Origin of the sequence: Serratia sp. szju (genome assembly GCF_044594185.1) — a bacterium.
GTDB lineage: Bacteria > Pseudomonadota > Gammaproteobacteria > Enterobacterales > Enterobacteriaceae > Serratia > Serratia bockelmannii.
Genome location: NZ_CP172576.1, coordinates 3,541,945 through 3,557,512, shown reverse-complemented (window position 1 = coordinate 3,557,512; position 15,568 = coordinate 3,541,945). Strand labels below are relative to the sequence as shown.

Annotated in this window: 13 protein-coding genes; 7 read left to right on the top strand and 6 right to left on the bottom strand. The window is 57.3% G+C overall.

Annotated features, from left to right (window positions below):
• Positions 1–202: 202 nt before the first annotated feature.
• Positions 203–2,023 carry a hypothetical protein gene (locus RE418_RS16825; RefSeq protein ID WP_060447816.1) on the top strand — a complete coding sequence of 607 codons (1,821 nt, stop codon included), beginning with the start codon at positions 203–205 and terminating at the stop codon, positions 2,021–2,023.
• A 131-nt stretch (positions 2,024–2,154) separates the two neighbouring features.
• On the opposite strand, the gene cutC is transcribed toward RE418_RS16825, so the two are convergent.
• A complete protein-coding gene (gene cutC, locus RE418_RS16820; protein WP_043143046.1) occupies positions 2,155–2,913 on the bottom strand; it encodes a copper homeostasis protein CutC in 759 nt (252 codons plus the stop codon).
• A gap of 101 nt (positions 2,914–3,014) precedes the next feature.
• Between cutC and RE418_RS16815 the strand changes: the two genes are divergently transcribed.
• Entirely contained in the window at positions 3,015–4,163 is a 1,149-nt protein-coding gene (locus RE418_RS16815) for a MalY/PatB family protein (RefSeq protein WP_049203941.1), read from the top strand.
• On the opposite strand, the gene RE418_RS16810 is transcribed toward RE418_RS16815, so the two are convergent.
• Complete coding sequence (locus tag RE418_RS16810) at positions 4,160–4,726, bottom strand: VOC family protein (RefSeq protein WP_025303137.1); 567 nt, start codon at positions 4,724–4,726, stop codon at positions 4,160–4,162. The genes RE418_RS16815 and RE418_RS16810 overlap by 4 nt on opposite strands.
• A gap of 829 nt (positions 4,727–5,555) precedes the next feature.
• Between RE418_RS16810 and argS the strand changes: the two genes are divergently transcribed.
• Positions 5,556–7,286, top strand: a complete 1,731-nt coding sequence (argS, locus tag RE418_RS16805) for an arginine--tRNA ligase (RefSeq protein ID WP_025303138.1) — start codon at positions 5,556–5,558, stop codon at positions 7,284–7,286.
• A 62-nt stretch (positions 7,287–7,348) separates the two neighbouring features.
• On the opposite strand, the gene murJ is transcribed toward argS, so the two are convergent.
• From murJ to rimJ, 4 genes are all read right to left on the bottom strand, one after another.
• Complete coding sequence (gene murJ / locus RE418_RS16800) at positions 7,349–8,884, bottom strand: murein biosynthesis integral membrane protein MurJ (protein WP_399675308.1); 1,536 nt, start codon at positions 8,882–8,884, stop codon at positions 7,349–7,351.
• A gap of 106 nt (positions 8,885–8,990) precedes the next feature.
• Positions 8,991–9,911: a Gfo/Idh/MocA family protein gene (locus RE418_RS16795; protein ID WP_089181000.1), complete on the bottom strand. Its 921-nt coding sequence runs from the start codon at positions 9,909–9,911 to the stop codon at positions 8,991–8,993.
• Positions 9,904–10,551, bottom strand: a complete 648-nt coding sequence (locus tag RE418_RS16790) for a YceH family protein (RefSeq protein WP_089181001.1) — start codon at positions 10,549–10,551, stop codon at positions 9,904–9,906. Before RE418_RS16790 ends, RE418_RS16795 begins: the two co-directional genes overlap by 8 nt.
• 9 nt (positions 10,552–10,560) lie before the next feature.
• Positions 10,561–11,145, bottom strand: a complete 585-nt coding sequence (rimJ, locus tag RE418_RS16785; protein WP_025303142.1) for a ribosomal protein S5-alanine N-acetyltransferase — start codon at positions 11,143–11,145, stop codon at positions 10,561–10,563.
• Between the two features lie 346 nt (positions 11,146–11,491).
• Between rimJ and mdtH the strand changes: the two genes are divergently transcribed.
• From mdtH to RE418_RS16765, 4 genes are all read left to right on the top strand, one after another.
• On the top strand, positions 11,492–12,697 hold the full coding sequence (gene mdtH / locus RE418_RS16780; RefSeq protein WP_043143594.1) for a multidrug efflux MFS transporter MdtH: 1,206 nt from the start codon (positions 11,492–11,494) through the stop codon (positions 12,695–12,697).
• 73 nt (positions 12,698–12,770) lie between these two features.
• A complete protein-coding gene (locus tag RE418_RS16775) occupies positions 12,771–13,019 on the top strand; it encodes a hypothetical protein (protein WP_043143592.1) in 249 nt (82 codons plus the stop codon).
• A gap of 127 nt (positions 13,020–13,146) precedes the next feature.
• A complete protein-coding gene (gene grxB, locus RE418_RS16770; RefSeq protein ID WP_043143590.1) occupies positions 13,147–13,794 on the top strand; it encodes a glutaredoxin 2 in 648 nt (215 codons plus the stop codon).
• Positions 13,795–13,828: 34 nt separating this feature from the next.
• Positions 13,829–15,469, top strand: coding sequence for an AarF/ABC1/UbiB kinase family protein (locus RE418_RS16765; RefSeq protein WP_089195965.1), 1,641 nt, complete (start codon positions 13,829–13,831; stop codon positions 15,467–15,469).
• Positions 15,470–15,568: the final 99 nt, after the last annotated feature.

The window sequence follows — 15,568 nt, the reverse complement described above, 5'->3', positions numbered from 1 at the left end:
AGCGAGCGCAAGAAGAGATGGGGCCGCCGACCGAATAACAGCGTTGAAACGGTGCTGCGTCTTTACAAGGTACCAGGCCAATCCATGCTCCACTTTTCGCGACCTGAACTTCACGCTGTATCAGCACCCAGCAAACCTCATCGACTTTTTGAAACGTCCAGCCTGATTGAGAATAGTGTTGCCAACCAACAGGAGAAATTTCATGAACAATATGATTAGTGTTAATAACATCAGTGAATTGCGTAATCTGACGCCAGTTACAGATGACCAGATTGTCTTTTTAGTTTCTCACACCGCTGGACACTTCACCGGAGGCGGCGAATTCTATTATGCGAAAACGGATACAACCAGTGCGGACAATAACGGTACCGTGGTGGTTACAACGGGAGGAGCGCGCTGGAAACGACTGGATCAGAAACTGACTTTCGATCACTTCGGTGCCGATCCTAGTGGCACTTCCGCCTCTGACGCAGCAATCAGCGCGACATTAAACTATGCCGCGAGTTTAAAAAACAAAGTGGTCTATGCTTCGGAAAATGCTCAATATCTGCTGACCAGCACTCAACCTATCAACGTCGCAAATGGCGTCACAGTCAGAGGATCCCGCCGCGGTATTGCTCAAGGCCCTGCAAGTCTTACAAACAATGGCCCTAATCGGGCAGGCCTTGCTGACGATAGTGCTTTCATCATCAAAAAGCCGGCAGGTACGGTTTGTTTCGCCTGCGATAAGAACGTTGTCTTTGATGGTTGGTCGTTCCTCTATCCAGATCAGAAATATACTGCCACCCAGCCGGAGGCGTTTGTTCCATACGGAGCCACCATTACCGCAACCGGCGCTCTGTCAGTCGCCAACTGCCGTTATGTAGGCGCCTATGATTTTGTTGAAGCTCGTGGAGAAGCCAACAGCTTTGAGAATATCTACGGTTGGGCAGTACGCTGCGACTACAGGGTTTATGAAAGCAGGGACATCAACAGATTTACCAATGTTCACGTCAATGCCAACGTCGTGCGCCCGACAGAAAACGCGGTGACTGCCTCTATCGCCGTAGCCGGTTCTTGTGCTTTCAATCTCGATCGCCACGACAATACGTTTATGGTGAATGTGTTCTCTTATGGCAAAAAGATCTTTATCAAAACTACAACACAAGGAACCTCCTATTTAGGCGGCCTTAGCCTGAGCAATTTCATGGCAGACAGAAATGGTACCGGAATTGATATCGACTCGGATTCCTCCGCCAATATTCAAATCGCCAACGGTTCTTATATTAATGACTATGGTGATACCGTTGGAGGGTTCCTGGTATTAAGAAAGTCTACTGGCCAATCAAATATCACCCCAGTGCAAATCAGCAATGTTAACTTCGCTACCGCTAATGGACCGAAGGGTTCACTCTCCCCTCAGGCCATTCGCTTCGAAGCGAACGGCGGGTATCAACTTTCATTCAGCAACACCGTCATGCCAATGTGGACGAACGGCAGTCTGAACAATGAAGCGGGTTACAACATTCTTAGAGGCACACTGAGCATTGCGCAACGCAGCTATCAGCTACATGCGGCTCCGCTAAATTGTTTGACGAACAGCAACATGATCGCCATCGGTGCTGACAAACAGCCTGTTGGCTGGTTTATTGACGGGAATCTGACGGCGGATAGCAATATCCTGACCGCCAATGGAGACAACCCGGCTTATAAAGGTTTGGGTCAACGTATTCATCGGAGCATGGGATTGAGAACATTCTGGGCCATCGCATCCTCTATCGGCGATCAATCTACCGCGCAAGCTTCGACTGGCATTTGGGCCCGCTCGTACAACGATAATTATACCGACACTGTCGAGAGCAATGAAGCTATTCCCTGGATACGCATCGGCAACCTCTACTACGCGCGTTTTGTCATGAACAACAATCGCACTATCCACGATATCCTGGTCAATCCCGGAAGTGGCAATAATGCGGTGCGCGTTTTAAACTGCGGCATTACTCCGGGCGAAGTCTTCAACTTCTCGCCCGATGCACAGCACTAATCATCCGCAAAATAAAAAAAGCCCCGGCAAAACGCCGGGGCCTGGTACTTGCGTGATCGCCGAGGGCTCGGTGACACGCAAAGGGGTCTTACGGCCCGGAAACCGGTTATCAAACACGGTTAGCTGCGTGTTTATGCGCTTTGCGCCAGGGGATCAACCAAGGCCAGCGCGTTTTTCATCGCCTCCACCATTTCGCCATCCACGCAATAATGGCTAAATTCGTCAAACTCGTTATCGGAGCACATGGTGACACCCGCCTTGCGATAACGCATGGTCGACGGCGCTAGATGGCCGGAAGAGCTGTGCAGTTCATGCAGGCCGATATCGACGAACTTGTGCAGATTGCTGAGGCGCACACCGGCACCCGCCATGATCACCGGGCCCTGGCTGGCCTGACGCAAATCACGCAGCAACGGCAGGCCAAGTTCGGCGCTCTGCTGTTGGCCGGAGGTCAGAATGCGCGCCACGCCCAGCTCAGTCAGTTGCTCCAGCGCCACCATCGGATTCTGGCACATGTCGAACGCGCGGTGGAACGTCACCGCCATCCCCTCGCACAGCCTCATCACTTCGCGCATGCGCGGCAGATCGATGTGCCCTTCTTCGTCCAACATGCCTACCACTACGCCGGGGAATCCCATCTCGCGGATGTGGCGGATATCTTGCTTGATCACCTCGAAATCCACCGCGCCGTAGCAAAAATCACCACCGCGAGGGCGAACGATCGGATGCACCGGGATCGCAACCCGCTCGCGCGCCAGACGCAGCGTGCCATAGCTCGGCGTCAATCCCCCTTCGCTCTGGCTGGCGCACAACTCGATGCGATCGGCGCCCGCCCGTTCGGCCGTCAGCGCACAGTCGACGCTAAAGCAACAAACTTCCAGTTTTATCATTGTCACCCCCAGATAACGGCCAACATACGGCGGCAATTGTTCATTTCTTCATTTCTCACGTAGGCTCATGCATAGGCATAAACCGGTTCAGGGTTGTAACTATGGCATTCAATTTTGATCAATGGGTAGACCGCAGTCACAGTGACAGCGTTAAGTGGGATAAATATCGCGGCCGCGACATCCTCCCGCTTTGGGTCGCCGACAGCGATTTCGCCTCGCCGCCGGCGGTGATAGAAGCCTTGCAGCGGCGCGTAGCGCACGGCGTATTCGGCTACACCCACCCATCCCCTGATCTTCTTGAGGTTTTTATCCGCCGCATGGTAGAGCGCTACGGCTGGCACATCAAGCCTGAATGGATCATTTTCCTGCCTGGGTTGGTGTGTGGCCTGAACCTGTGCGTGCACGCCTGCACCGAAGAACATCAGAGCACGCTGGCTCCCTCCCCCATTTATCCGCCGTTTCGCAAAGCGGCCAAATTCGCGGGGCGTAAACACCTCTCGGTGCCGCTAACGGCGGCAGGCCAACGTTGGGTGCTGGATTTTTCCGCGATGCATGATCGGCTCAGCGGCAATGAGAAGCTCCTGCTGCTGTGCAACCCGCAAAATCCCGGAGGCACCGTTTATCGCCGGGATGAACTGTTGCAGCACCATCAGTTCGCTCGCGAGCACGATTTAATCGTCTGCTCCGATGAAATCCACTGCGAGCTGCTACTTGAACCCGGCGTGCGACACATCCCTTTCGCCACCCTGAATGAAGATGCGGCCCAACGCAGCGTGACGCTGATGTCACCGTCTAAGACATTCAATCTCGCCGGGCTCGGCGCCTCGATGGCGATCGTCCCCAACGAAGCGTTGAGACAAAAGCTGAAACGCGCACGCAGCGGCATTGTCCCGGAGGTTAATCTGCTGGCGCTGGTCGCCGCCCAGGCGGCCTATCAATACGGGCAACCCTGGCTGGATGAGCAGTTAATTTATCTGCGCGCCAATCGCGATCGGTTGACAGAGCGCATCAACGCTATGCCGGGATTGACGTTGTTACCGATCGAAGCCACCTATTTGGCCTGGATCGACTGCAGCGCTTTGCCGGTGGATAACCCGCATCAGTTCTTCGAGCGCGCAGGCGTTGGGTTAAGCGCCGGTTTGGATTTCGGCGATCGGCGCTTTGTACGGCTGAACTTCGGTTGCCGGCGGGCCCTGCTCAATGAAGCGCTCGATCGCATGGCGCAAGCCTGTGCGGCACTGGCTGGCTAGCCTTGTTCGCTGGCGACGATGTCTCTAATGGAATAAGGATGAAACTTGATCGTAACCGTTCCATCGGTGATGGCCAGCGTCGGGTTCGGCAGCCGTTCGCCTTCGCCTTTTGGCGAACTTTGCTTCAGCTTGATCCCCGGCGCCAACAACGCTTCATCAGCAAGGTGACTCAACGCCCGTGCATGCAGCGTCTGCGGATCGCCGCTGAGCACCAATTCGACATGTTCCCACCCTTCATGCGGATAGCGTTTCTCCCCGGGGTACGGCAGCTCAACGCAATCTATGCGCCACGGCCCCACGGCCAGCGGCTGCTGTAAATCAAACAAACAGATAGGCCGCCCGTTGATCATCGATTCGGACAGCAGTGTCCCACACTGCATCAATCCCTGGCGCCAGCGTTCGGCGGTAGCGTTCTGGTGACAACGCAGGGAGATGTGATCGGCGATAAAGGCAGACAGATCAAGCCGCAATCTGGCGGCAAATTGTTGCAACGCCTGCTCGAAACGCGGCAGGTCGAGCTTCAGATCGTCAAGCTCGGCAATGGCCTGCAAGGGAGTGGTCATAGGAACCTCAAAACAACGGAGCACAAAGTTAAACGCCGTAATTTACACGGTGGCGACAGCGCTCGCCAGCGTTGAGAGGGTTTTCAGCAGTCATTCAGAATGATTTTCGGTTGCGTGCGGAGAGAGCAAAAAACCAACTTTTTATTAAGAAGGCAGCTTATTAAGTCAACAGAAAAATAAAAATTAAGAATTTTCGCAAGCCATTATAACCCTTCATCATGACGTTATGATTTAAGTTATTTTTCACAAAACCATTCGTGATTCGCGGGTTAAACCGATTGAATCGCTTCATTTAATCACACTTTAGCCACTTATCAAATTCACAAAAAAACAACAATCAACCCATTGTAAACAAAGACAATAAAATTCAATAATTAATAAAAAACTAAGGATTATCTTAATTTAACCTCGGACAATTGATTCACCAGTACAACTCAGCTACTTTGGAGAAAATTTAAATTAGAGATGATCATTATGTTATTGCTGACGATTTCCTTGGTGTTGATAATTATCGCCGTATACGCCATCTACCGTCATTTTAAATCACGCCGCACCAACACGCTGGATGCCAGGCGTCACAATAAAAAGCGTTAGCCTCATAACTCTCCCCTCCGTACATTCTGGTCAGGTCATTCTGCTTTTCACCTTCAGGCATTCTACGCGCCGCACCCGACAACTGTTTCATCGCAGCGGCCGCGCCAACTGCTGACGGGCTCCGTCAGATCGGTTACAATTGCAGGCTGTTTTGTGGAGGTCGCCCGTCGCGCCCGCCACCGTTGAATCCCGCAGGGGCTGGCTTCAGCTCCTCGTTCGTCATTAAGGTAACCCGGTGAATATTCAGGTTCTTCTTTCAGATAAAGTCAGCCAGGCGCTGATCGCCGCTGGTGCGCCAGCCGATTGCGAAGCGCAGGTCCGCCCTTCCGCCAAGGCGCAGTTTGGTGATTACCAGGCCAATGGCGTGATGTCAGTCGCCAAAAAGCTGGGCATGCCGCCCCGTCAGCTGGCGGAAAAAGTGGTGCAACTGCTGGATCTCGGCGATGTCGCCAGTAAAGTGGAAATCGCCGGTCCCGGCTTTATCAACATTTTCCTGAACAGCGACTGGGTCGCCCGCCAGGCCGACCAGGTGCTGAATGCACCGAAGCTGGGCATTGCCCCGGTTGAACCGCAAACCATCGTTATCGACTACTCTGCGCCGAACGTGGCGAAAGAGATGCACGTCGGCCATCTGCGCTCCACCATCATCGGCGACGCCGCGGCACGTACCCAGGAGTTTCTGGGCCACAAAGTGATCCGCGCCAACCACGTCGGCGACTGGGGCACCCAGTTCGGCATGCTGATTGCCTACCTGGAAAAAATGCAGAATGAAAACGCCAGCGATATGGGCCTGTCCGATCTCGAGCAGTTTTACCGCGAAGCCAAGAAACATTACGACGAAGACGCCGAGTTCGCCGAGCGCGCGCGCGCTTACGTCGTGAAGCTACAGGGCGGCGATCAGTACTGCCTGAAAATGTGGCGCAAGCTGGTCGACATCACCATGGCGCAAAACCAGCTGACCTATAACCGCCTGAACGTCACGCTGACCGAAGACGACGTGATGGGCGAAAGCCTGTATAACGCGATGCTGCCGGGCATCGTCGCCGATCTGAAAGCCAAAGGGCTGGCGGTGGAAAGCGAAGGCGCCACCGTGGTGTTCCTCGACGAATACAAGAACAAGGACGGCGACCCGATGGGCGTCATCATCCAGAAAAAGGATGGCGGCTACCTCTACACCACCACCGATATCGCCTGCGCCAAATATCGCTACGAGACCCTGGGCGCCAACCGCGTGCTGTATTACATCGACTCCCGCCAGCATCAGCACCTGATGCAGGCCTGGACCATCGTGCGCAAAGCCGGTTACGTGCCTGAGTCCGTTTCGCTGGAACACCACATGTTCGGCATGATGCTGGGCAAAGACGGCAAGCCGTTCAAAACCCGCTCAGGCGGCACCGTGAAGCTCTCCGATCTGCTGGATGAGGCCATCGAACGCGCCGAACAGCTGATCGCCGGCAAAAACCCGGACATGCCGGAAGAGGAAATGAAGACCGTGGCCCGCGTGGTCGGCATCGGCGCGGTGAAATACGCCGATCTGTCGAAAAGCCGCACCACCGACTATGTTTTCGACTGGGATAACATGCTGGCCTTCGAAGGCAATACCGCGCCTTATATGCAATACGCCTATACCCGCGTGGCATCGGTATTCAAACGCGCCGGGATCGACGAAAGCAGCCTGACGCTGCCGCTGACACTGACCGAAGAGCGTGAAATTGCACTGGCCACTCGCCTGCTGCAGTTCGAAGAGGTGCTCACTACCGTTGCACGTGAAGGCACGCCGCACGTCATGTGCAGCTACCTGTACGATCTGGCGGGCTTGTTCTCCGGTTTCTACGAGCACTGCCAGATCCTCAACGCCGACAGCGAAGAAGCTCGTCAGAGCCGCCTGAAGCTGGCGCTGCTGACCTCTAAAACGCTGAAAACGGGTCTGGACACGCTCGGCATCGAAACCGTCGAACGTATGTAAACCGCACTGCGCGGAAAGCAAAAAGGTCGCCAAGGCGACCTTTTTTTATTCTTGCATTCGGCTCAGGCGACGCGGCGCGAAAAATCACGCGGGCGGAAACCCAACCCGGCCAGCACGCCGAAGTAGGCCACCACGCCGGCCACGACCACCGCCGCCAAGCGCAGCAAACGCTCCAGCATATTGCCCTGATCCCAGGCCGGCATCAGCCACATCACACCAATCAGCACCGCCGACATCACCAGCACGGCGATCACCAGCTTGGTGAGGAACAGTGCCCAACCCGGCTGTGGCTGGAAGATCTTCTGCTTGCGCAGCTGCCAATACAACAACGTGGCGTTCAGGCAGGCCGCCAAACCGATCGACAGCGCCAGACCGGCATGCTTAAGCGGACCAATAAACGCCAGGTTCATCACCTGTGTCATGATGAGCGTGATGATGGCGATCTTGACCGGCGTTTTAATGTCCTGCCGCGAATAGAAGCCTGGCGCCAACACTTTAACCACGATCAGCCCCATCAGCCCTACCGAGTACGCCACCAACGCGCGTTGCGTCATCGCTGCGTCAAAGGCGCTGAACTTGCCGTACTGGAATAACGAGACGGTCAACGGCTTGGCCAAAATACCCAGCGCGATGGCGCTCGGCAACGCCAGCAGGAAGCACAGGCGCAGCCCCCAATCCATCAGGCGCGAATACTCGTCGTGGTTGCCGCTTGAGAAGCTTTTGGCCAGCGACGGCAGCAGGATGGTACCCAACGCCACGCCCAACACGCCGGACGGAAACTCCATCAGGCGGTCAGCGTAGTACATCCAGGACACCGAGCCGGACACCAGGAACGAAGCGAAAATGGTGTTGATGATCAGCGAGATTTGGCTGACCGACACCCCGAGGATCGCCGGCCCCATCTGGCGCATCACGCGCCAGACCCCGGCATCACCCAGTTTGAGGCGCGGCAATACCAGCATGCCGATCTTGCGCAGGTGCGGCAGCTGATAACCCAGCTGCAGCACGCCGCCCACCACCACCGCCCAGGCCAGTGCCAGCACCGGCGGGTGGAAATACGGGGCGGCGAACAGCGCGAAGCCGATCATGCTGACGTTAAGCAACGTGGGGGCAAAGGCCGGGATCGAGAAGCGGTTCCAGGTATTGAGAATAGCCCCCACCAGCGACGCCAGTGAGATCAACAAAATGTAGGGGAACGTGATGCGCAGCAGCGCCGAGGTCAACGCAAATTTGTCGGGCGTGTCGGTAAAGCCCGGCGCAGTAATGTAGATCACCCAGGGCGCGGCCAGCATCCCCAACACCGTCACCACCGCCAGCACCAGCGTCAACAGCCCGGAGACATAGGCGATAAAGGTGCGCGTCGCTTCTTCACCCTGCTGGCTCTTGTATTCGGCCAGGATCGGCACGAAGGCCTGCGAAAACGCGCCTTCGGCAAAGATACGGCGCAGCAGATTAGGGAGTTTGAACGCCACGAAGAAGGCGTCCGTTGCCATGCCGGCCCCGAACACGCGCGCGACGATCGCATCGCGGGCAAAGCCCAACACCCGCGAAAACATCGTCATCGAGCTGACGGCAGCCAAGGATTTGAGTAGGTTCATGTGGTTGTCTGATAGGTACCGTAAATATCAACGCCTGCAACAGCAGGCGTCAGTGAAACAATCGGCTCAGTTTACGCATCCGGAAAAGAATAGCTACCGCCATATGTTACATAGAGTTATCCCGCAGCAAACGCTCGACCACCCGCTGGGCGACCAGCGCCTGTTCGCCGCCGGTTTCCGGCGCGCTCTGGTTGGCGACGGCATCAAGGAAATGCCGTACCGCCCCGTCGAAGCCGCGTTGCACCAGCGTGCTTTGCCAACCCGGCACCGGCTGTTCCAACTCACCCTGTACATCTTCACGCAGCCAGTGACGCATATCGGTCAACTGATACAGCGCGCCGTCGGTCACCGCCTGCACGCTTTCGCGCTGGCTGCCGCCGCGGCGATGCATACTGGTCGTCACCTGCGTGTCGCCGCAGGCGAAGTGGTGCTCGGCGTACAGCATCTCGCCTGCAGCGTTGGCGCGCACGCTGCCGCTCAACAGTTGCTCGCGTCCGCCCGCCAGCCACAGCGCAGTGTCTACCACGTGCAGGTAATCATCCAATAGGGTAAAACGCAGATCGTGCGGACCGACGCTGTCCGCCCGATGTTTATCCATACGGATAGAGGCCGGCTGGTTCATTTCCAGCTTGAGCTGCCGGTAAAGCGGCGCGAAACGGCGGTTGAACCCCACCATCAGCGTTTTGCCTCGCCGCTCGGCCAACTCGAGCAGCTGCTCGCCCTGCTCCAGCGTTTCCGCCAGCGGCTTATCGACGTAAACGTGCACGCCGCGGTTTAGCAGCTCGCCAATGACCGAAAAATGGCTGGCGGTGCTGCTGTGGACAAATACGGCGTCGCACTGTTCGGCCAGGCTGTTCAGCCGGGAGAAACAGGCCATGCGGTAGCTGTCGCACAGCGGCTGCGCTTTTTGCTGATTGGGCGAAAAACCGCCCACCAGCGTCCAATCCGCCGCTTGGCCGAGGATTGGCAGATAAGCCTTCTGCGCGATACTGCCCAATCCCACCACGCCTACTCGTAATTTAGTCATTCGCATCCCTCGCCAACAGGTGTTGCAGCTGCCGTTTCAGCTCCGCCACTTCGTTTTCCAATGCGCTGACCCTGGCGCTCAGTTCGCTGTCTTCCTCGGATTCGAACGCCGCCGGCAGCGCTTCATCAATCTGGCCGCTGAACAGATGCATGAACCGGCTTTCGCGCTTGCCCGGCTCACGAGCCAGGCGCACCACGAACGGGCCATCTTCCCGCGTGGCCAGCTGTTGCAGCACCTGCTCGACCTCGCTGACATCGCTGAACTCGTGCATCCGATTGGTGCGGGTGCGTAGCTCGCCCGGTGTTTGCGCACCGCGCAGCAACAAAGTGGCGATCACCGCCAGTTCGGCGGGTGAAAGTTTCAGCTGGCCAAACTCGGAATTGCAAAACCGCTGCTCGTATTTCACTACCCGATTGCCGAATCCGCTGAGGGTGCGCAGGAAATGTTTGCGCAGCAACAGATCGAGGAGTTGCTGCACCTCACTCTCGCTCAGATCCATCACCGGCTCGCGGTTGGTCTTTTGGTTACAGGCCAGGGTAATGGCGTTAAGCGAAAGCGGGTATTGGTCCGGCGTCGTCACCTGTTTTTCCAACAGGCAGCCGATGACCCGGGCCTCTTTGGCGTTCAATTCATATTTCATCGTTTGGCCTCAACGTGGGGGGAGCCACTCTTTATTGGTGTATGCCGTCAAAACGTGGTCTTGCCACTGGCCATCGATCAGCAGGTAATCCTTGGCGTAACCTTCGCGTTCGAATCCCAGACGCGTCAGCAATGCGCCACTGCGCTGGTTGTGCGGCATATAGTTGGCCATGATGCGGTGCATGCGCTGTTGGCGCAGCATATAACGGATGGCGGACTGCAAGGCTTCGAACATCAGCCCTTGCCCCTGCCATTTCTCCCCCAGCGAATAGCCGAGGAAACAGGCGTGAAACGAACCGCGCAACACGTTACTGAAGTTCGCCACGCCGCGGACTTCCTGCTCTTCCGGATCGAGCAGGATAAAATAGTAGGCGCTGCCCTGCTTTTGCATTTCAGCGATCATCCCCAGGCGCGCCTGCCAGCCGGACGGATAACAGTGGCTTTCATCGCGCACCGGCTCCCAGGGTTTGAGAAAGGTCCGGTTCTCGGCATAATAGTCCGCCAGACGATAGGCGTCCCGTTCATGCACTAAACGGACCACCATCCGGTCGGTAGTAAGACGTACTTTTGGCGATGCAGAGCGGTAGCCGAACATCATTTCCCCCGCAGTCAAAACGGTTCGATAAGAAGTATTTATTGGGAAGCCGCATGGTTAATTATCCGGCGTCGATCTAATGCCATGACTTTATTTAGCCAATAGCGCCTCAGAACCGCACTTCCCTGCATTCAATATAACCGTAGCCCGCCCCCGAGGTAAAATCCCGGTCGCTCAGTAAATCGCCGAACACACGTTTTACGGCGTTTTTCCGCCCATTTTGCAGTGCAGGTAACACCTTGACGATAAAAAAATATTATCTACTCCGCCCCTGTCGCCGCCCGGCAATTGGGTAGAGAATGGTGGGGTTGCCTTCCCCCTCTCTCTTAATTGCTCATGGTGATGCATGTCTCTGGTGTCGCAAGCGCGCAGCTTGGGTAAATATTTTCTGTTGCTCGACAACCTGCTGGTGGTTTTAGGCTTCTTTGTCGTGTTCCCGCTTATTTCGATCCGCTTTGTCGATCAATTAGGGTGGGCGGCGCTGATCGTCGGCATCGCGCTGGGTTTGCGTCAGCTGCTGCAACAAGGGCTCGGCATCTTTGGCGGCGCCATCGCCGATCGCTTCGGCGCCAAGCCGATGATCGTCACCGGCATGCTGCTGCGCGCCGCCGGTTTCGCTACCATGGCGATGGCGGATGAGCCTTGGATCCTGTGGTTCTCCTGCGCGCTGTCCGCCCTCGGCGGCACGTTATTCGATCCGCCGCGCACCGCTTTGGTAATCAAGTTGACCCGCCCGCATGAACGCGGCCGTTTTTTCTCGCTGCTGATGATGCAGGACAGCGCGGGGGCGGTGGTCGGCGCGCTGATCGGCAGTTGGCTGCTGCAGTACGATTTCCACTTTGTCTGCTGGGTTGGGGCGGCGATCTTCGTGCTCGCCGCTGGCTGGAACGCTTGGCTACTGCCGGCTTACCGCATCTCTACCGTGCGTATACCGATGAAGGAAGGCATGTTGCGGGTACTGCGCGATCGCCGCTTCCTCACCTATGTCCTGACGCTGACCGGTTACTATATGCTGGCGGTACAGGTGATGCTGATGCTGCCGATCGTGGTCAACGAAATCGCCGGTTCACCGGCGGCAGTAAAATGGATGTATGCGATTGAAGCGGCGCTGTCATTGTCGCTGCTCTATCCGTTGGCGCGTTGGGGAGAAAAACACTTCCGGCTTGAGCAGCGCCTGATGGCGGGCCTGTTGCTAATGACGCTCAGCCTGCTGCCGATTGGCCTCGCCACCACCCTGCAGGGGGTGTTCACACTGATCTGCTGCTTCTATCTGGGATCGATTATCGCCGAGCCGGCGCGCGAAACGCTAAGCGCTTCGCTGGCGGATCCGCGTGCACGCGGCAGCTATATGGGCTTCAGTCGCCTTGGCCTGGCGCTGGGTGGCGCGTTGGGTTACACCGGCGGCGGCTGGATGTACGATACCGGACGCACGATGAACATGCCGGAGCTGCCCTGGTTGCTGCTTGGGGCAGTAGGCTTCGCTACGCTGCTGGCGCTGTACTGGCAGTTCAGCCCACGACGCAGCGCCCCGATGATGCTGCGCGGCGGTTAACGCCATAGAAATCCGGCCGAATCGGCAACAGCTGCTATCCTGTTAGTAAAAACACCCACAGGAGCCCGTCGGCATGAGCGAAGAAGCAAAATTACCGCAACTACTCGAACATATGATACTGAACTTGCGCATGATTTATGCGCGTTCCACCCTGGTGGAAAAAGCACTGGCCCACATCCTCGCCAGCGACGCCGGCCTGAAGGACGATATTATCAAGCAGCTGCAGGTCGTCACCGCCGCCAACGAACGTGACAGAATCGACCTCGAAGAAGCTCGCATTCACCTGATCGATGTGCTCAACTCGGTACCGGCCAAGAAATAACGCCCTCTAGCCCGTGCCGGTGCGCGGGCAATATCGCAATAACGCACCATCCAACACACGCACGTCAAGACAGCCTCGATAAGCTGTGGTAACTATTGCTGTTAAAACCTGACAACCCGGAGCAAGCATGAAACTGTTCATTTACGATCATTGCCCATTCTGCGTTAAAGCCCGCATGATTTTCGGCCTGAAACGTTTGCCGATTCGCCTGGTCACGTTGCTCAACGACGATGAGACGACCCCGTTCAACCTGATCGGCAAAAAAATGGTGCCGATTCTGATTAAAGACAACGGTGAAGCGATGCCGGAAAGCCTGGATATCGTACGCTATGTCGATGGGTTGGACGGCAAGCCGGTCCTGACCGTCCGCACCAACCCGGCTATCGCCGAATGGCTGCAGCGGGTCGGCGGTTACAGCGCAAAATTGCTGCTGCCGCGTATTGCGCATGCCGATTTCGAAGAGTTTGCCACCGCCAGTGCCCGCCAGTACTTTATCGATAAAAAACAGGCGTCAATCGGAGATTTCGCCGAACATCTCGCCAACAGCGCCGATCTGATCGCCCAGTTGGAGGCCGATCTGCAAACCCTGTCACCGCTGATCGTCTCCGCTGACGCGGTGAACGGCGAGCTGTCCGAGGACGACATTCACCTGTTCCCGCTGCTACGTTCGTTGTCGATCGTCGCCGGGGTTGCGCTGCCGGATAACGTGGAAGCCTACCGCAACCGCATGGCGCAGCGCAGCGAGGTGCCGTTGCTACTGGATATGGAACAATAACGTTCGAGAGTCACAAAAAGGACATGGCGTACTGATGTTGAAAATGGTGCTCGCCACCGCTCGCGATCGGGCGCGGCTGAAGGAAATTACCTCCGTTCTGATTCGTTATGGTCTGCAAGACGTTCTGCGTTTGCTGGGCCTGGGGGCATTGCTGCGCGGTGTCCGCGGCGAGCCCGCCCTGCAGGACGCACAGACCCTGCCTGAACGGCTGCGGGAGGCGCTCGAGGCGCTGGGCCCCACCTTCGTCAAATTCGGTCAGATCCTGGCCACGCGTTCTGACCTCCTGGATCCGGCCTGGACCGACGAACTGGATCGCCTGCACAGCCAAGCGGCGGTATTGCCATGGGAGACACTGGCGCCGCAGATCGTTGCCGATCTGGGGGGCGAGCCCGAGCACCTGTTTGCCGAGTTCGATCGCACGCCGCTGGCGGCAGCGTCGATGGCGCAAATTTACCGCGCCCGCTTGCACAGTGGCGAACAGGTGGTGGTGAAAGTGCTGCGGCCCGGCCTGGCGAAAACCATCCACGCCGATCTGCGGCTGCTGGCCTCGCTGGCGGAAACCGTGGAGCAGCAGAGCCCCACGCTGGCACGCTATCGGCCGCGGCAGATGGTCCGAGCGCTGGCGACGGCGCTCAATCACGAGCTGGATTTGACTCACGAAGGGCATAACTGCGATCGCGTCGCCAAGATGTTTGCACGAGAACCCGACGTGGTCGTGCCGAAAATCTATTGGCAATGGTCGTCTCCGCGTCTGTTAGTGCAGGAATACTTGCCCGGTACCGCGCCGGAGAACCCTCAGCAATTGGCGGCGGCAGGCTTTGACGGCCCGCTGCTGGCACAACGCGGCGCCCGCGCCTTTATGAGCATGGTGCTGGAGCATCGGCTGTATCACGCCGATCCCCACCCCGGCAACGTCATGGCGCTGAGCGGTGACCGCGTCGGTTTTATCGACTTCGGTATGGTGGGCCAGCTGTCCGAGCGGCGGCGCAACCAGTTGCTCCTGCTGCTGCAGGCCATCGCCGATCGCCAATCCGAAGGCATCGTTAACACGCTGATCGCCTGGTCGGACAGCGAACCGTTGGACCTGCTGGATCTGGAGTTGGCGGCGCAAAACTTTCTCGACAAACAGGCCGCCGCCACCCTGACGCTGGGCAAAGCCTTGACCGACCTGCTGGTGATGGCGCGTGAACACCAGCTGGCGTTGCCGCCTGACCTGGTCCTGCTGTTCAAGGCATTAATCACCGCCGACGGCGTGCTGCATCGGTTGGATCCGGCCTTCGACATCGTCGCCACGCTCAAGCCGATGTTGCAACAAACGGTGCTGCAGCGCTATGCCCCCGACGCCGTGCGCCAGCGGTTGTTGGCCCTGGGCGGGGAAGCGCTCGACGCCGGAGAGGAGCTGCCGCAAACCCTGCGGTTGTTGGTACGTCGCCTGAAGCGGGGGCAGCTCAATGCCGAGATCAACGTCAAGAACCTCGGCCAATTGAGCAAAGCGCTGGAACGCGCCGCCGTCACGCTGGCTATCGCCATCGTCACCGCCGCTTTTGCTCTGGGCCTGGCGCCTTATCTGATGCATTCTTCGCTGCGGCTGTGGGGCATCCCGCTGTTCCCGCTGTTGGGGAGCGCGGCCTGCGTGGCCGGCGTAATTCTCTTGGCGCTACGATTGCGGCGCTGATGCTTTCGGCGTTATCCGATAGGTCTCACCCGCTTTTGCGCGCACTATCCTTTGCACATCGCCGCCTGTCGTTTTCACGCGCAGGCGGAACGTTTATAA